The 17,596-nt window shown below is 56.0% G+C and carries 16 protein-coding genes; 8 read left to right on the forward strand and 8 right to left on the reverse strand.

Annotated elements, in window-relative coordinates; translation table 11 throughout:
- Positions 1-31 precede the first annotated feature (31 nt).
- The 4 genes from VFO10_RS25890 to VFO10_RS25905 are packed head-to-tail and all read right to left on the reverse strand — an operon-like array spanning position 32 to position 4,373.
- Positions 32-820, reverse strand: a complete 789-nt coding sequence (locus tag VFO10_RS25890) for a crotonase/enoyl-CoA hydratase family protein (RefSeq protein WP_325144905.1) — start codon at positions 818-820, stop codon at positions 32-34.
- Positions 821-840: 20 nt separating this feature from the next.
- Positions 841-1,962 (reverse strand): acyl-CoA dehydrogenase family protein, encoded by a 1,122-nt coding sequence (locus VFO10_RS25895; protein WP_325144906.1) that lies wholly within the window; start codon positions 1,960-1,962, stop codon positions 841-843.
- Positions 1,963-1,977: 15 nt separating this feature from the next.
- Complete coding sequence (locus VFO10_RS25900) at positions 1,978-3,147, reverse strand: acyl-CoA dehydrogenase family protein (protein ID WP_325144907.1); 1,170 nt, start codon at positions 3,145-3,147, stop codon at positions 1,978-1,980.
- 35 nt (positions 3,148-3,182) lie between these two features.
- Complete coding sequence (locus VFO10_RS25905) at positions 3,183-4,373, reverse strand: saccharopine dehydrogenase family protein (RefSeq protein ID WP_325144908.1); 1,191 nt, start codon at positions 4,371-4,373, stop codon at positions 3,183-3,185.
- Positions 4,374-4,589: 216 nt separating this feature from the next.
- On the opposite strand from VFO10_RS25905, the gene VFO10_RS25910 reads away from it, so the two are divergent.
- Positions 4,590-5,453 carry a hypothetical protein gene (locus VFO10_RS25910; protein ID WP_325144909.1) on the forward strand — a complete coding sequence of 288 codons (864 nt, stop codon included), beginning with the start codon at positions 4,590-4,592 and terminating at the stop codon, positions 5,451-5,453.
- Between the two features lie 143 nt (positions 5,454-5,596).
- Here the strand turns inward: VFO10_RS25910 and VFO10_RS25915 are convergent, their stop codons facing one another.
- Together VFO10_RS25915 and VFO10_RS25920 are read right to left on the reverse strand one after the other, a co-directional pair.
- Positions 5,597-5,875, reverse strand: a complete 279-nt coding sequence (locus VFO10_RS25915) for a hypothetical protein (protein WP_325144910.1) — start codon at positions 5,873-5,875, stop codon at positions 5,597-5,599.
- A gap of 111 nt (positions 5,876-5,986) precedes the next feature.
- Entirely contained in the window at positions 5,987-8,752 is a 2,766-nt protein-coding gene (locus VFO10_RS25920; protein WP_325144911.1) for a TonB-dependent receptor plug domain-containing protein, read from the reverse strand.
- Positions 8,753-9,136: 384 nt separating this feature from the next.
- Between VFO10_RS25920 and VFO10_RS25925 the strand changes: the two genes are divergently transcribed.
- Positions 9,137-10,390, forward strand: a complete 1,254-nt coding sequence (locus tag VFO10_RS25925) for a hypothetical protein (protein WP_325144912.1) — start codon at positions 9,137-9,139, stop codon at positions 10,388-10,390.
- Here the strand turns inward: VFO10_RS25925 and VFO10_RS25930 are convergent, their stop codons facing one another.
- Positions 10,391-11,746, reverse strand: coding sequence for an aromatic amino acid ammonia-lyase (locus VFO10_RS25930; RefSeq protein ID WP_325144913.1), 1,356 nt, complete (start codon positions 11,744-11,746; stop codon positions 10,391-10,393). It lies immediately after the preceding gene.
- Between the two features lie 71 nt (positions 11,747-11,817).
- Complete coding sequence (locus VFO10_RS25935; protein ID WP_349259387.1) at positions 11,818-12,744, reverse strand: histone deacetylase; 927 nt, start codon at positions 12,742-12,744, stop codon at positions 11,818-11,820.
- Positions 12,745-12,974: 230 nt separating this feature from the next.
- Here VFO10_RS25935 and VFO10_RS25940 point away from each other — a divergent pair, with 230 nt between their 5' ends.
- The 6 genes from VFO10_RS25940 to VFO10_RS25965 form a co-directional block, all read left to right on the forward strand.
- Positions 12,975-13,997 carry a GGDEF domain-containing protein gene (locus VFO10_RS25940; RefSeq protein WP_325144915.1) on the forward strand — a complete coding sequence of 341 codons (1,023 nt, stop codon included), beginning with the start codon at positions 12,975-12,977 and terminating at the stop codon, positions 13,995-13,997.
- 43 nt (positions 13,998-14,040) lie between these two features.
- A complete protein-coding gene (locus tag VFO10_RS25945) occupies positions 14,041-14,637 on the forward strand; it encodes a tRNA-uridine aminocarboxypropyltransferase (protein WP_325144916.1) in 597 nt (198 codons plus the stop codon).
- Between the two features lie 98 nt (positions 14,638-14,735).
- Complete coding sequence (locus tag VFO10_RS25950; protein ID WP_325144917.1) at positions 14,736-15,107, forward strand: DoxX family protein; 372 nt, start codon at positions 14,736-14,738, stop codon at positions 15,105-15,107.
- A 324-nt stretch (positions 15,108-15,431) separates the two neighbouring features.
- Positions 15,432-15,971, forward strand: a complete 540-nt coding sequence (locus tag VFO10_RS25955; protein ID WP_325144918.1) for a hypothetical protein — start codon at positions 15,432-15,434, stop codon at positions 15,969-15,971.
- Between the two features lie 244 nt (positions 15,972-16,215).
- On the forward strand, positions 16,216-16,941 hold the full coding sequence (locus tag VFO10_RS25960; protein ID WP_325144919.1) for a PA14 domain-containing protein: 726 nt from the start codon (positions 16,216-16,218) through the stop codon (positions 16,939-16,941).
- 414 nt (positions 16,942-17,355) lie between these two features.
- A partial coding sequence (locus VFO10_RS25965) for a winged helix-turn-helix domain-containing protein (RefSeq protein WP_325144920.1) occupies positions 17,356-17,596 on the forward strand: 241 nt, incomplete at its 3' end.

The following is a 17,596-nucleotide window of genomic DNA, read 5'->3' on the forward strand; positions in this document are numbered from 1 at the left end:
TGTACAGTATGAGAACTCTGGCTGCAAGAGGTCAACGGCCGGCAAAGGCTCCTGGACGGCGTTCCATGAAAGCCTGCAGACCTTCCTTGACGTCTTCCGAGCCTGAAAGCTGCATGAGCCTTGGGAAAAGTCCGGCGAATGCGAGATCTTCGCCATCACGCAACGACTCCCTCGCCGACGCAAGCGTGGCCTGAACAGCAAGCGGAGCCTGGGCCGCAATCGAAGACGCCAGCTGCATGGCTCGATCCAGCTGCTGACCGGGTTCCACAAGTTCCTGAACCAGTCCCAGTCGATACGCTTCCTCCGCCGACATTTCATCCCCGGTCAGAAGATAGCGCATGGCATGGCCCCAGCCGATTTCATGCACAAGCCTTACAGTCGCGCCGCCAAAGGGAAAAATCCCGCGCTTCACCTCAAGCTGTGCAAAGCGGGTGTCACGGGCTGCGATGCGAACATCCGCCGCCAGCATCGTTTCCACGCCAAAGGTATAGCAGATCCCCTGGACGGCAAAGATGATAGGCTTCCGACAGATGCGGCCATCGGCCATCGCGAAAGGATCGCAGGATCCTTCCGGATACTCGGGCATGCGCCCGTTGGTGATAATGTCCTGCCACTTGGGAAGATCGAGCCCAGCGCAGAAATGATCACCGACCGCATGCACGATCCCGACCCGCAATTCGGGATCCTGATCGAGCACACCATAGGCGGTGGCCATCTCAAAAAACATCTCCACGTCGATGGCATTGCGTTTGGCCGGACGATTGATCCCGATCGTGAGAATGGAACCATGACGTTCGACCAGTATTTTGGCTTCGTTCATCACTCACTCTCCTTTCGAGGTTAAAACTCCAGGGCTTTGGCGTAACGATCCCGATGGAAGCTCGCGCTGCCGAAGAGTTCGTTATTGATGCGGCTTCGCTTCAGGAAAAAGCCGATGTTATGCTCATCGGTCATGCCGATGCCGCCATGCAGCTGAATGCTCTCGGTGGCGACGGCGTGCATCACATCATTGAGCTTGCCCTTGGCGAGGCTCGCGAACACGGTGGTCTTCGCATGATCCTCATCCAGCGCCGCCAGGGCTCTTTGCACAACGGAGCGCGAGACCTCGAGTTCGCAGTAAAGATTCGCCATCCGATGCTGCAGGGCCTGGAATGTGCCGATGGCCACACCGAATTGTTTGCGTTCTTTCAGATAGGCCAGGGTCATTTCAAAGGCAGCCGTGGCCGCTCCCAGCATTTCAGTGGCGAGGCCCACGGCACAGGCATTGCGCAGGTCTTCATAGGACGCGGTCGCATCTTTCATGGTGCCGATGCGGGCGGACGCGGGAACCTCGACGCGCTGCAGACTGAGGTGCGCGGCCGGACGACCATCGATCAAACGGAAGTGTTCCCACTGAAGGCCCTGAGTTTTGTGCGGGACGAGGAACCAGCCGAGGCCCTGATCCGTGCGTGCCAGCACCAGGATTTGATCGGCAAGGGCAGCGTCCAAAACCAGGGATTTCCGGCCCTGAATCACGTATTTTCCGCCCTGCAGGGTGGCGTGCGTGCTGATGTCCTGACCATGGTGCTGGCCTTCGTCATGAGCCAGGGCGATGATCGTTTCACCGGCGGCGATGGCCGGCAGAAGGGTTTCCTTTTGCTCCAGGTTCGCATTTTTTTGCAGAAGGCGACTGGCGCCGGCGACGGTGGAAAGAAGGGGCGTGGCTGCCAGCTGACGTCCGGCCGCTTCCAAAATCAGGCCCAGGCCGCGGAAACCAAAATTCAGACCGCCATGATCTTCATCAATCAGGATCCCGGTCCAGCCGAGACTCGCCATGTCCTGCCAGGCTTCGCGCGGAAATCCCAGGGGATCATTGGTGTCCCGGATGCGCCGAAGGTGATTGATGGGCATTTTTTCGCGAAAGAAATTCGCAGCGGAGACTTTCAAGAGTTTTTCTTCGTCGGTCATATCCCAGTTCATCATGTTGCCACCTCTCCTTCAGGGTAATCCCAGCACACGTTTGGCGATGACATTCAGCTGAATTTCGCTGGTGCCCCCTTCGATCGAATTGCCTTTGGACCGCAGCCAATCGCGGGTGGCCTGACGATCTTTTTCGTCCCCGGCGCCTTCCCAGATCAGACTTTGAAAGCCGCTGACCTCCATCATCAGCTCATACTTCCTTTTGTTGAGCTCGGTGCCATAGAGTTTGAACATGGATGACGCGGCGCCCGGGGAATGTCCAGCTTTTTGCAGGGACATCTCGCGTTCCAGAGTCCATTCGAAAGCGGTGTTATCCATGTGCCAGGCGGCAAGGCGCTGACGGAAATGTTCATCCGCGAGCTGCCCGTTGCGGGTGGGAAGTTTATGCTTGGCCTGAATTTCCAGAGGCAATTCACTGGCCTTTTTATTGATTTCACTGATGGCCTGGCGTTCGTGGGTCAAGAGCGCCTTGGCAATCTGCCAGCCGCCATTCAAAGGACCGATCAGGTTATCCTTCGAAGTTTTGGCGTCGCTGAAGAAGACTTCGCAGAATGGCGAGGCCCCGCTGATCAGACGAATCGGTTCGGCTTTGACGCCCGGCTGATTCATATCAATCAGCATGAAGCTGATGCCCTGCTGCTTGCCCGCATTCGGATCGGTGCGCACAAGGCAAAAGATCCAGTCCGAGGAATCGGCATAGGACGTCCAGACTTTCGAGCCGTTGATGATGAACTGATCACCGACCAGCTCGGCCCGGGTTTGCAGGCTGGCGAGGTCGGAACCGGCTGCGGGTTCGCTGTAGCCCTGGCACCAGCGCACCTTGCCCTGAACGATCTCGGGTAGGTGTTTTTTCTTCTGCTCTTCGGTTCCATACTGCAAAAGCACAGGACCGAGCATCCAGATGCCGAAACTCAAAAGCGGTGGCCGACAGCCGAGCCTTTGCATTTCCTCTTTCAGGATCAAAGCTTCCTGGGGTTTCAAGCCACCGCCGCCATAGGCCTTGGGCCACTCGGGTGCGGTCCAGCCTTTGGCGGCCATACGTTCCAGCCAGACTTTCGATTCAGGGTTTTTGAATTGTTCCTTCCGTCCACCCCAAACCTCTTCCTCTTCCATAGTCGGCGTTCGCATGGAAGCCGGGCAATTGGCTTCCAGCCACTGACGAACCTCGGCGCGAAAATCCTGGAGCATGGTTCCCCCTTGTTTTGTGACTGCCTTATGAGGTTTCAGACGAATTCCGTACGGAAACGGAATCCAGCCTGTTCCAAACGTTTGGTTAACTGATCGCCAAAGGCCACGGTCGGCGTGATGAAGCCTTTGGCATTCGGTGCAAAGGCATTCTCCGCTGCCAAGCGCGCCGTTTCACAGGCCAGCGCGATGGTCACATCATTGCCGGGATCGCCTTCGCGTTCCATGCGCACGATGAGTTTGCAAAGTCCCTGGCTACGGCCCACGAGTTGGCCGCGGAAAAAACCGTTCTTCCGCGCCTCATCCGATGGGCCCTCGCCGGGTTTGGGACCGAAGCGACGCAAAAGACTGCGGCCCAGGGAATTGCCGCTGAGCACACTGAAGCCAGCCAGGACTCCGGTTGCAACGCCTGCTTGTACCGGACCGAGTTTTTTGCCGACCACCATGCGCTCTTCGTATTGAAAAGGGCTATCGACTTTCCCCTGCTTCGCGCGCAGCCACGACGAGCGGCGGACGACGGCTTTATTTATGGGGCCCATGAAAAAAGGCGCTGACCAGCGCTGCAGGACAGGTTCGAAGCGCGGTTTCAGGTCGGGCCGGGGACCGCGTGACCAGTTCGGATCCGGGATCAGAATATTGGGATCGAAGACTTCGCGGCCGCTGCTGTGTTCGGCGATATTCAAAGCGGACTCAAGCGTGCCCCCGTTCAGGCCGCCGCGGATCTGATAGTAAAGACTGAGGTCATCAAGGACGAAGCCGCGGCTGCGTGCGGCTGCGAGTGCAAGGTATACGGTAAGATCAGCAGGGATCGAATCGAAGCCGCTGAAAGGAATGAGTCGCGATCCGGTTTTTTCGGCCTCCGCCTGGTAGCGGTCGATCATGCTGCGAATGAAGGGTGTTTCGCCGGTGATGTCGAGATAATCACGGCCGTACTTCGCGCAGGCGGCGACCACGGGCTCGCCGTGAATGGCAAAGGGCCCGGCGAAGGTAAGAACGACTTTGGTTTTCTGAACCATCGCTTCGATGGTTTCCGGACGATTGGAATCAGCGATGATGATTTGTGGTTTGCGATCACAGGATGCGGCCACGGCCTGCAGCTTTTCTTGATTTCGTCCGGCTATGGCCACGCGCAATCCTTCAGCATGACCGGCACGGGTTAAATACTGGGAGGCAAGACGGCCCGTGAAGCCAGTGGCGCCATAGATAACGATATCAAACGCAGTCTGCATAGTTTCCTCCGGAAGTATGGAAAGAGCAGCCTGTTTTAGCACAAGCTTTCCTGGTGGCAAAGCGCTTCGTTCGCATGCTGTTCCAAGCTCTCGCTCGCAAAAAACGATGAAGCTTGAACAAAACGTTCAATAATCCTGCATTGATTTCCTCCGTCGGAATCGCTAGCTGTGGAGTAAGAAGAGCCATTAAACTATGTTCGTTTGAGAGGATGCTACATGAAGCGTTTCTTACTGTCGGTTCCCTTTGTCTTGAGTTCGCTTACGTCGGCCCACGCCTATACGTTTCCTGAATCAGGCCGCGCCCTGCCTCCGGCTCCGGACTTTGCGGCTGAAGCTTTGGCGACCTACGATTTTGAAGGAATCGTGGCTTTGTCGGGTTGCTCGGGAAGTCTCGTACGTTTTGAAGACAGTCTGGATAGCGATCAGGCGATGATCCTGAGTAACGGTCATTGCGTGAGCATGATCAAGCCCGGCGTGGTTTTGAGTAATCAAAACGCAAGCCGGACCTTTGATATTTTGAGCGGCACCGCGTCCAAGCTTGGTAAAGTGACGGCGACTAAACTTTTGTATGCGACGATGACGAAAACGGATATGAGCCTTTACCTTCTGAAGGAAACCTATCAGGACATTTTGAATAAGTATGAGACGAAGGCGCTGACGCTCGCGAGCAAGGCTCCGGAAATCGGTGCGGACATTGAAGTGATCTCGGGTTACTGGAAGCGTGGCTACAGCTGCCAGGTGGAAGCGATCACACCGACGCTGAAAGAGGGGACCTGGACGTTTAACGACTCGCTCCGTTACAGCCGGCCTGGTTGTGATGTGATTGGTGGAACATCGGGCTCGCCTGTGGTTGCCAAGGGAACGCGGACTGTGGTGGCGGTGAATAATACGATCAATGAATCAGGACGCAAGTGTGAGGTGAATAACCCCTGCGAGGTGGATAAGGATGGAAACGTCACTTATCAGAAAGGCGTGGGTTACGCGCAGCAGACGTACTGGATTTATAGCTGCCGGAATGCGGCCGGGAAGATTGATTTGACGACGCCTGGTTGCCTTCTGCCGAAGCCGGCTGGGGTGTGACACCTGGCCCCCCGGCGCCCTTTGGGGCGCGGGGGTGACGGCAGGGGAGTGGGCGCAGGGTAGCGTGCAAAGGCTCGGCCCACGGTTGTGGCGCGAAAGCCCAGTCCACGGGCGGGAGAAGACTCAGCGCTCCCGGGCGTCCATCACTTACAATTCCCCATAGCCGGGACAGCGCCCAAGCTTTTGGGTGCTGGATCGGGCTTCTTTTCAGCACCAATGAGGCCCTCCAGGGCCGCCTCCGCTTTTTGCGCGTCGGCGGGTGGGGGCTGGGCCTCGGCCTTCTTTTTCTCGCCATCACAGGGTTTCTTATCCGGGGACAGTAACCCCGATAGGTCAGTCTTATCGTTGACGGGAGGCTGCTGCTCGCCAGCCCCGACGGGTGTGGTCAGCAAAAATATCGCCGCGATCCAGGGACGTCTCATGTCTCTCTCCTGCGTTAAAAAAGCTGCTCCCCTCATTCCTAACACAAAAAAAGCGGGACCTCCCATGGGAAATCCCGCCTGACTCTCCCTTCAGAGAGACTTTTCTAACTTTTAGAATCTCTGGCGCAGCGCCACATACAAGCGGCGTCCGAGCGCATCGTAGTTCCGGCTGCTGTAGGACACGAGACCGCGCGTACGGTCCGTGGTGTGAAGGCCACCGATCTTGTCCTCGATGTTGAAGACACCGAGGGATACGGTTCCATTCCAAGGATGATCCCAGCTGTAGGTCGTATCATAGCGGGTGAAGGCTTTGATGTAACCGTAGCTCGGATCACTATCAAACTGGGAATTCTCCATGCGACCGATGGTCAGGGCATCCAGACTCCAGCGGTGGCCGCCGTTGCGGACGCCAAAGGTATTCGACGTACGGTAGCGAGGCACACCGTAAGCACCGACGAATTCCTCGTTCGGCGAGCCGTCGGCGATCTGCTCCTTGCGGGACAGAACGTTCGAATAACGCGTGCGAAGATTCATCTGCGTGCTGGTGATGTTCCAGTTGAAGTTCGATTCCAGATCGAAACCGCTCGTGGTCATGCTGCCGAGGTTCACGTAGCTGTTATCAATGCGGGAAATCTTGCCGTAGTCCGGACGGTTCGGATCGTCGACGCGAACGACCTGCGAGGTGCCGATCGCCTGGCCCAGGGCGGCGCGCTCGACGATCGTGTCGAGGTCTTCCTGGTTATGCAGGCCTTCAATCTTCGCAGCCCAGTAGTCGGCCGTGAAGTCGAAGAAGTCAACAGGCTGCAGAACGAAACCGAAGTTATACGCGACCGCAGTCTCTTCCTGAAGTTCGTTGTTCCCAGGATTGTTCACATAGACGGAATAAGCTTCCCCATCCTGACCGCAGGGGTTTTCCGCACCCAGCTCGACTTTACAGTAAGTCTTATCCGTCACCGTCAGGTAACCGCCGCTCGACTTATCATAGAGCATCGACAGCGAAGGCGCCTTGAAGCTGGTGCCGTAGTTGGCCCGCAGTTTCAGGAAGCTGAATGGGCTGTAGCCCAAAGTGCTGGCGTAGTTGAACGTGCTTCCGAAGTCGTCGTAATTATCCAGGCGACCGGCCAGACCCACTTCAGTCTTGGCAGCGACCGGAACGTTCACTTCGACGAAAGCGGAACTGACGTCACGCTCGCCCTTGCCGTCCGAGTTCATACTGCCCCAATAACGAGGACCTTCGTTGAAGAATTCCTTGTCTTTCGGGTCGGCGATCAACTCGTAGGTTTCATGCTGGGCGTTCAGACCGAAGGCGAGGCTGATATCACCTGCGGGCAATGTTCCAGCGGTACCTGTGGCATAAGCCGTCGCGGTCGAGATACCGTTGCGCTCTTTACCGTAAAGGTTGGTAAAGAAATCCTGCAGCAGAGCGGGATCAGGACTGAAAAGGTTCAGCTGCGGCGTTGTTCCATCCATGGGGAACATCTTTTCCGAGAACGCGACCTTGTCATCGACGTTGTTGTAATAGCGTTGGCGCTGGGTGCCGAAGCTCGACAGGTCCACCTGCCAATCCCAGTTCTCCGACAGAGAGCCGCCCAAACCGATCATGCCGCCCATGGCCGTATCGCGGTTTCTGGTGTTGCCCTTCACATTGGGAAGCGCACGCGTCAGGACCTTGATCATGGTCGTCTCGTCCGTCGTCAGACCGAGGCCGGCGACCTGAGCCTGGATATCCGCAGGCGCATCCTGAAGACGCATCATATAGTCAAGGCCCGTCAGCGGATCGGTGGTATCCAGGCGGTTCACCTTCTGACTGAATGTTTCCGTTTCTGCGAACATGGCTGTGGTATTCACGCGGACACCGTTATTGAGTTCGGTGTTGGTGTTGGCCATCGCGTACCAGTTTTCACGCTCGGTCTGGAGTTCCGCGGTGCTCGCATCGCGACGCAGACCACGGCACATCACGTTGGTCGGATCGTTTTCAAAGGCGATCTTGTTGCCTTCAGGGCAGTTCGAGCTTGGACGATAGACGTAGTCACCGCGCGAGTTCGAAGGACGCTTCGGATCGACGATGCCCCAGCTGTAGGTGCCGGGTGGGTTTGCATAGGCGCTGTAACCATAGTTGCCTTTATAAGCCCAAAGATCGTCGCGATCCCGGCTGAAAAGAGGCGAGGCCCGACCCGCACCCGCGGAAACGGTCACGTTGGTGTTGCCGAAATCCGTTCCGCCGACAGCGCTGAACGACTGCACATCACCGCCGCCCTGCGTGGTGGTGGTGTTGCTGAGCGAGGTGGCGACACCGCGGAAATTCTTTTTCAGAATCACGTTCATCACGCCGGCCACGGCATCCGCGCCGTAAACAGCCGAGGCGCTCATCTTCACGATCTCGACGCGTTCGATCATTTCGATGGGGATATTGTTGATGTTCACGCCACCGAGCGAGGCTTCGGAGGGCAAACGACGGCCGTTCACCAAAACCAGGGTGCGGTCCGAACCGATCCCGCGCAGGTTGATCGTGGCCTGGCCATCCGAAATCTGGCCGCCGCCGCCGTTATAACTGCCGAAGGAGTTTTCCGTCTGATTTCGGAAGAGGTCCGAGACGCTGGTAATACCAGCCTTTTGGATTTCTTCCTGGTCGATGACCTTGATAGGCGTCGTGCCTTCCACATCAATCTTCTTCAGACGCGAGCCGGTTACCTGAATTTTTTCGGTGCCTTTTTCCTCGTTCTTCTTCTTGGCTTTAGCTTCCTGGGTCGTGGACTCGGACGCCTTGTTTTCAATGACGCCTGTATCCTGGGCGAAGACAGCGCTATTGAGCGGCAGAAAGCCCCCAATCGCACAAGCAAACAGAATGTATTGCTTCCTGGCAGTTTGTAATGACATGCGGACTCCTAGTAAATCGCGAAAAGCCCACTGGACCGATGTTTCCAGCGGTTTATAAAAATGCGATTAAATCTTATTGTGTGGATACACAAAGGGAACCTTGGAGTAAATAGAAAACGAAAATTGATGAGTCATAAATCACGTCGACCGTTCTTACTGCTCGTGATGAGTAGCCTCTATTGATTAGAATCTTTGTAAATCTTGCAGCAAAAGGCTTTGCTGGCCTATTGGAAGTCGATGCGGACCACGAAATCCTGTGCAGAGCTTTCATCTCCCCAAACCCGCTCACAATTTAGAAAAAATGCCTTTTCTGTCGGAAGCGCCTTCTGCAGTGTAGTAAAAAATTCGTCTTCACAACTATGTTGCGAAAAAGGGGATCACACAATGGACCGTCAAGGTCTTCGTACGCGGCCTATTGCCGTCAGCATGCAGCAATCCATGGGTTTTGTCCTGATGATGGGCCTCGGTCTCAGCGCTTGCGGACCGCAGGTTTCCAGTGAACGGTCTGAAGTCAAAGTCGACGAGGGCATCGCCCAGTCCTATCAGGAATGGTGTACAGGCTGGGAGTTGAATTGTCCGGTGAACGAACCTGGCAAGACTGCGCCGCTGACCGCTGCTCAGTTCAAAGCCCTCAGTACAATTCTGAACGGCGCGTTGAAGAGCCCCAGCGTCTTCAGCATCACGCGCGATGAGCTGAATGCTCCTGGACTGCAGCAGGCCATGACGGCTTTGAAACTGGATGATGTCTATCAGGACGTGCAGGCTCGTCTCGACGCCCGTCAATGGCAATCGGGTGGCTTGGATCAGGGGGCTCTGGTTTCCAATCATGGCGCCGCATCCACCGTGCGGACCGAGGCCGGGCTGGTTTGGAACATGGATGCCGAGCAAAGAGTTTCTCTGACACCGGGGGCGATTCAACTCTCCGGCGTGGGTATGAGCGCAGATGCGGCCAAGGAAAGTCCCCTGCTGCAGTCGATGGCCGTTTCCGGCGATGGCAGTTTCAATCTGGGTCTGAATGATCGCGCAGTCCAGGGCCTGCCGCAGGACTTTGCCCTGGATAGTCTCTTTTTGGCCTTTGGCCTTGATGTCACGCGCCTGGAAGGCAAAGAGATTGCGCTGGGCGATGTGATTCAAGCCGCAGCGCCTTTGGTGGGCTGGCTCAATCAAAGTTCGCGGCAGATCGTGCTGGAACGCTCGTTCTTCGCCAGCAGCTCGGGTGAGCTGGGGGCTTTGATTCCGGAAAATGGCCTGGGACAAAACCTTGGCAACCTTCTGGGCCGCTTTGAAAAACTGCGGACTGCCAGCGATGGCAAGAGCAACATCGCATCGGTGACCCTGGTCAAGGGTTCCACTGCGAAATGCGACGTGAACAACGGCGACGTCAAGGTGAAGTTTTCCGCGGAATTCGGCGTGAAGCGCATCTATCAGCCGAGCCCCACGACCCTTGGACTTGAATTCTACGGTCTGGAAGCCAGCGCGAAGAAAGCCCTCGGCATCGGCATCAAGCTGAAGCGCGTGGAACTGAGCGCCGACAAGATCACCATCCTCGATGTGCCCATCATCGGCAAAGTCGATGTGAAGCTCGATGACATCGGCGGCGGTCCCGATTCGCCCACGACCATCGTCTGCGGCGCCTGATTAGCGAAGCCGGAAGGCCGGAAATTGAGCCAGATTCAATTCCGGCGGCAAGGCTTGACCCTGACGTTGATAGAACGCGCGTTCGCCTATGAAACGGTGAATGCGCGTGACCTCGCCTAAAAGTTCGAGCGATTCGCGGACGAGCAGAAGACTCGACATCGACGCCGGCACCACATCCTGATTATTGCTTTCACAGGAAAAACTCAAAAGACTGGCGGGCAGACTCATGCCTTTGATCTTCTGCAGCACCGCGGATGCAAGCTGATGCAGACCCTTGACGTGATTGCCGGGCTCCTGGGTGCTCAGGTTTTCGGGCAGTCCATGATTGGTTTCCGGCGTGACCGTCAGCAGTATTTGCCGATCCATCATATCGGCAAGACGGACGATCGCATTCTGCATCAGCTCGGCAGCGCTGGCGAGAGCTGCGGTATAAAAAAGTCCGCCGTGCCAAATGCCATCCTCGCGCACGATGGGATTATCGGCGAGCTTCAAAGCCTCCCTTTGAATTTTTTCACCGGCGAAGTGGAGGTTGTCTTCAATATCCAAAAAAATCTGCGGCGCGCAGCGAATCGAATAGCGTTCCTGCAGAACCGAAGGTTTTTTCGCGTGACCGCTTCGCTTCTGCTCCAGCTCCTTCTGCCAGTCCCGCACCTGATCGAACCATTGCTGCTGCACCACGGAAAACTGATTGCCCGTCTGCCAGCCCGCATGAGCGTGACCCTGCCGCTGCCAGCCGAGGCCTTCCGCATGCAAAAGCCAGCCATAGCCAGCCGCTTTTTTAAGACCCATCAGATCATGCCAGATCTCGACAGCCAGAGAGGCCATCATTGCGTTGGTGTTCACCAGGGCCAGCACGTCACGCGGACCCTCGGGTTTATGGTCAGTGAAAAGAGGCGCCACGGCATGCGCCATGGGAATCAGGTCGCCGCTGGCACCCAGGCTGCCAAGGCTTGGCACAGAGGGTAAAGACGGCGCATCGGCGAGCTGCAGAAGTTTTTGAAAGGTCCTAGGATGCAGCCCGGAAAAACCCAGACCCATTTTATGGGCCTGCAGACGCAAAGCCCGGCGTACCACGCGCTCTGGAAGAGCCGGACCCACACCGACGCACAGGTAAAGGAGGAGAGCCTTCTGATGCGTTTGCCAGTCTTCGAGAGGAACACGGGTGGAAAGATTATGGCCGAAGTGCGTGTGAAGACCATAGACCGTGGCCTCGCCACTTTCAATCAGCTGCAGCAGGCGATCATGCGCGGTTTTCACCCGGTCCGCAGCGTCATCATCCAGAGTCCAACCCGTCTTTGCCTCACCCAAGGCCAAAAGATCTGCCAATCCGGTCTGATGATGCAGGTGAAGCGGCATGATGGTCTCCCTCTATCCATTTGCATAAAACGGATAGCTTAGGCGGGAAAAGAGGGAGATGACAAGGCCTCTTAACGCAGACTCTGCAGATGCGTAGCCACCAGGATCGGCAGCTGGTCAAGGTTGTAGCCGCCTTCGAGGCAGCTGACGATGCGACCCTCGCAGTGCGCATCCGCAGCGTCCTGAATCCAGCGGGTCATGATTTCATAATCCTCGACCTCAAGGCCCAGGGATCCAATCGGATCGTCCTTATGCGCATCGAAGCCCGCGCTGATCAGAATCAGCTGCGGCCTGCACTGTTCCACGCTGGCTTCCAGGCCTTTTTTGAATTGATCGCGATAACTCGGGCGCGAGGTTCCAAACTCCACCGGAATATTCCGCGTCGTGCCAAGGCCGGCGCCGGTTCCCGTTTCCGATCCATGGCCGGTGCCCGGATAAAAAGGATAACGATGGATGCTGAGGAAATGCACGGCGGGATCCGCATAGAAAATATCCTGCGTGCCGTTGCCGTGATGCACATCGAAGTCCACGATCAGAACGCGATCGAGATGATGCACATCGCGGGCGTAATGAGCCGCGATCGCGATGTTGTTGAACACGCAAAAACCCATGCTCTGGGTCGGCGTCGCATGATGTCCGGGCGGGCGAATCAAACAGAAAGTCGTCTTGTCCACGCCGGTCAGAACGCGATCAACAGCCGCCACAGCGGAGCCCGCTGCATGCATGGCGACCTGAAAGGAGTCAGGGCTGACGAAGGTATCAGGATCGAGGTGACCGCCACCGGACGCGCAGAGTTCCCGGGCGCGTTCCAGGACGTTTTCGGTGTGCGTGCGGCGAATCCAATCGTCATTGGCCGCAGCGATCCGCGCCTTCGGCAGGCGGGAGAACCAGGGCACGCTTTCGAGATAACGTGCGGTGTTTTGAACGCGTTCCGGACATTCGGGATGATAGCCCGTGCGGTGTTTTTCGAAGAGGGGATCTGAGATCACGCAAACCATCGGCCGTCAACCTCCCGTAACTTTCAAGAAGCACGCATTCTCGCAAAACACTGCCGGCTTGTAAAGCGCGGACCGCTCGCCTTTTATCAAAAAAGAGGCTGTATCCCCGTTCCATTCAGGGCTTTGCCGGGTCCGCTTCCCGCGCTTTTCCGCGCAAGCCCGTACAAGGCCCTCAACCGGTCGCGGAAAACTGCCGAAGACTCTTCCATAACCCCCTGAAAGAAGACGCCATGACCAAGAGCAAGGACCAAAACGAAGTCACTCTGCTTTCCCCGTTCGAAGCGGTATTTCGCGATGTGCTCGACTATTACAGCCAAACGCGCAGCCAGGTCTTCAAGCTGGAGAAATGGGAATACCAGGCCGTCTTTGATAACGTGATCAAATCACGCTTCGCCGGTGATGCGAAGAAGGCCCTGGATCGTCTGCGGCAGAGCTTCCATGATGCGCGGCTGCAGGAAAACAGCGAAGGCAAACGCTATCTGGGTGAATTGCGCGGCCTCATGTGGCAAGGCATGGATCAGATTTTCAGCCTGCTCGATGCCCATAAGAAGGATGATGGCGTTCTTTTGAAGGTGCGGGCCACTTTGCAGAAAGCTCTGGTTGCGCAGGATCTTCCCGCCGCGCGGCAGACCGTGAAGGATGTGCTCGCTGCCCTGGCCGAATTGGAAAAAACGCGGCAGGAGGATTATAGCGCGCTGCAGAACAGCTTTAAGAAGCAGATGGAAACCCTGCAGTCGGAACTCCAGACAGTGCAGAGCCAGCTGCAGTTGGATGGACTGACCCAGGTTTATAATCGCGCGACCTTCGATCAGCAGATTCGCAAGACCACGCAGTTTTCGTTTCTGACCGGACAGAAATCCTGCCTGATCATGCTCGATATCGATCACTTCAAGAAAATCAATGATAGCTATGGGCATCCTGCGGGCGATGCGGTGATCAGTAATTTCGCGCGGGCTCTCACGCAGTCCTTTCCACGGAAGACGGATTTCGTGGCTCGTTATGGTGGGGAAGAGTTCGCTGTCATCCTGCAGGGCACGGACCTCCATGAAACCAACGAGCTGGTCGCGAAGCTCCTGGGTCGGATCCGCGGCATGAAAATCAGTCACAATGATCAGGATATTGCCTTCACGGTGTCGGCGGGCGTCGCGCTCTATCAATCTGGAGAACCCATGGAACAGTGGTTAAAACGGGCAGATAAGGCTCTTTATGATGCCAAGCAGCAGGGCCGCGATCGTCTGATCCTGGCGGCCTGATTCCGCCTGTGCTAAGCTCCCTCGCTTGATACGAGGGAAACCCATGACGTCACGAAAAAAATACTGGCTTCGCTGCAGCCGCTGCCTGATGCGGCAGGAGCTCTGCCTTTGCGCGAATATTCCCGACATCCCACTCGGCACGAAATTGATTCTGGTGATGAACAAGCGCGAGATCAAGGTGCCGACCAACACCGGACGCCTTGCTTCACTCGCTCTTCCGAACAGCGTGATTCTAAGCCGCGGCGTTGAAGATCATCCCTATGACCTTGCCCAGCATCTGCCCCAGGATCGGCCTGGTATTTTGCTTTATCCCGCGGATGACGCCATACTCCTGACCCCCGAGTGGGTGGCCGAGCATGGGCCTTTTCATCTGGTTGTGCCGGATGGCAACTGGCGGCAGACGAGCAAGATGCGGCGGCGCGATTCGGTGATGGCCACGCTGCCTTGCGTGCGTTTGCCACCAGGGCCGCCCAGCGCCTATCGCGTGCGCAAGGAAACCAAAGCCGAAGGCCTTGCGACTATCGAAGCGATCGCCCGGACGCTCGGCATACTGGAAGGACCATCCGTGCAAAAAGCGCTTGAGGAGCTTCTCGACATCATGGTCACGCGCACGCTTGCCAGCCGAGGCCAGGGGAGCTGATCTGCATTGCGCTCGTGACGCTGCTGACCTACAATCAGCTTCAAGAGCAATCCCGAAACTTCATCGTTTTGTAAGAGCACTTTCACGAGGATTTGAAGATGAGATCAAAAGTGGGTTGGGTGTTATCCGTCTTGCCGAGTTTACTGCTGCTCTTCAGCGGCTTTAATAAAGTGATGGCGTCGGAGGAGGTGCTCAAAGGCCTCGATCACTTCGGAATCAACGCCGCGCATATCAAACCGCTGGGCTTTGTGGAGATCATCATCACGCTCCTCTTCCTGATTCCGCGCACGTCCTTGATCGGAGCCATCCTGATCACGGGCTGGATGGGTGGAGCGATCTTCACGCATCTGCGCGTCGGCGACAGTTTCTTCATGCAGATCATTATTCCTATCCTCGTATGGATTGGATTTGGTTTGCGCCACTATGATGAAATGCTGCCTTTGCTGGGCCTGCGGCGACCGATGCGATAAATTATGCAATTAGGGCCCCACAGGCGGCGGAAGGCAAATCGGTGTTTTCCCCTTAACAGGCGAAGATCACAGATCTATCCGCAAAAACCGCCTGTCGTGGGCCACTCGAATCGAAGATTTTCGCCCTACACACCTCGTTTTATCAATTATATCAATATATTATAATGAAGAACCCGGTCGGGACCTTGTCGCGCACTCAATTTTTTTGCGGTCGTCATGCGCCAAGTCATCGAAAAGATTGCGCAAGGTTTGTGGCCCTGAACTTGAATAAGACTCAAGCACAAGGGCTGACGAATTTCACATTCAGAGAAAGGAATGAGGCGCATGCGTATTATTACCCTGAGTTTGATCATGACCTGCGTAGCTTGTGCACAAGCACCCGTAATGAAACCCAAGGCCGCACAACCGGCGCAAACTGTACCGACCCCAGCTTCTGTTGAATCCACTCAGGATGCAACGACGGCTCAAAACGCTGCTGACGAACAGATTCAGGCTGATGACGTAGCCGCTGTGATGACAGCCAGCACGGGAACCCCTGTAGAGATGGACATGGTTTCCATGGAGCAGCAGGTTCAAGCCGCTTTCGCGCAAAGCAACCTCAGCCCTCAGCAAAGCGCTGCCATGAGTGAAAAATCCATGGCTCTGATCGCCGCTGCCAATGCCGGTGACCAGGCTGCCGTAACCAAACTGTCGAACGAACTCGTGAAGCAAGCCGTCGGCGGCAAGGGTCTCATCCCTTCCTTCGGCCTCGTGGATGTCGCTGGTATCGTCGCTGCCATCATGGACCTGATCGCGGCTGCAGCCAACGCTGATGTCGCCGGTATCGTGGATGCACTTATGGATCTTGTGGCCGCACTCGCATAAGCCTTGCGGTCTGCAACCTCTATTGACTGTTAGGGGGCTCCTTTGAAATGGGCCCCTTTTTCCATTCTGCCTTCCGGTAAGACCCGGGGCATGGCCTTTCGAAAACCCCTTTTCGCGCTTCCGCAAGCCTTCAATTCAAGTCTAAAAAACGCTGTATTTCCATAAGGTAATAAAGACTTTCTAGAGCCCGATCCGCCAAAGGCCGATAGTGTAGGGACCGCTTTGCACGCCCTGGAGGGGACCCATGCTTAAGCTTCAAACGACCGGAGCCGCCGTTATCATGCTGATGACCTTGGGCTGTTCCGAAGGCAAGTTCGAGGAAGGTACCGAATCGTCGAGCCTTCTGCCTCCGGCAACCGAGGATCTGACCGAGCAGATGGTGGAAACCGATGCAGTCGACATTCCCGTCGCCATCCCTGTCATGACGCAGAGCGAGGACGTGCCGACGACGACCACCGATGTGCAGAAGAATCCGCTCTTCGCCGAATGCGCGAATGAACCGGATCGCATGATCGTGGCCGACCTTTATCAGTTGGCTCCTGATACCCAGAAGCTGCCTGACTATGCGCTGCTCAGGTCGATCAAAAAGATTTGCCTGTCCCAGCTCGATATCAAAGTCAGAAAATTCTCCGAAGGCTTCCCTGGGGTCGCCAACCTTTTCGAATGGTTCAGTCTTGATGCGAATTTTATTGTGAAGGTGCCTCAGGACGGGGTCTACGAATTCAAGCTGATCGCCGACGACGGCGCGAACCTTTACATTGCCGATCAGAAAGTGATCGACAATGACGGCGTTCATCCCGTGCTGGAAAAAAGTGGAAGCGCGAGCCTGAAAGCGGGTGATGTGAACTTCCGCGTCAGCTACTTCCAGGGCCCGCGTTTCGATATCGCTTTGGAGCTGATGTGGAAAGGTCCGAACGATACCGATTTCACGTATATACCCAAAGCGTTGTTCAAGCGGCCCGTGAAGTAAGATATTCCCTGCTTCCTAGACTCTAAATCGAAACGAGGGCAAGAGAAAAGTAGGAAATGACTTTGGACGACAACCGTACGAATCGTCATTTTGGATAATGGTCTTGCTCTCTTTTGCTGCAGGTCATGTGCCCGATCTGAAAAATATACGCTGATATAATCCTTTCCCAGCAAGGGTTTTCGTGGAAAGAGCGGAAAAGCATTCCGCTATTTTTTGAAGCCTTCATCACCGTTCGCGTAACTTCCCATCGGTATGAAATCAAAAGTTCATCGCGCGACTTCATTCGCTCATCATGACGATTGCGTTTGCGTTCGCCCTGCACAAGTCGTTGAAATCCCTTTGCTCGTGCGCACGCAAAAAGGTATCAATCACTGGGCCCTTGGTTTCATTGAGGGCGAACGATGGGGGAAAAACGTGGAAATTGTGAGTGGAGATAAACCTGAGATGGAGACTTTGGATTCGGCCTATATGCGCGTCCTGAATAGCAGTACGCTGTTGAAAATGATCTGGCGCGATCGAGAGATTTCGCGAGCCGACATTTCGCAAAGAACGGGCATGAGTCGTTCGACCGTCTCCACCATCGTCGCCGATCTTATTCGTCGTGGGCTCGTAACCGAGACGGGAACAGGGCATTCCAATGGTGGTCGTCGCCCGG

The sequence above is a fragment of the Oligoflexus sp. genome (assembly GCF_035712445.1).
GTDB lineage: Bacteria > Bdellovibrionota_B > Oligoflexia > Oligoflexales > Oligoflexaceae > Oligoflexus.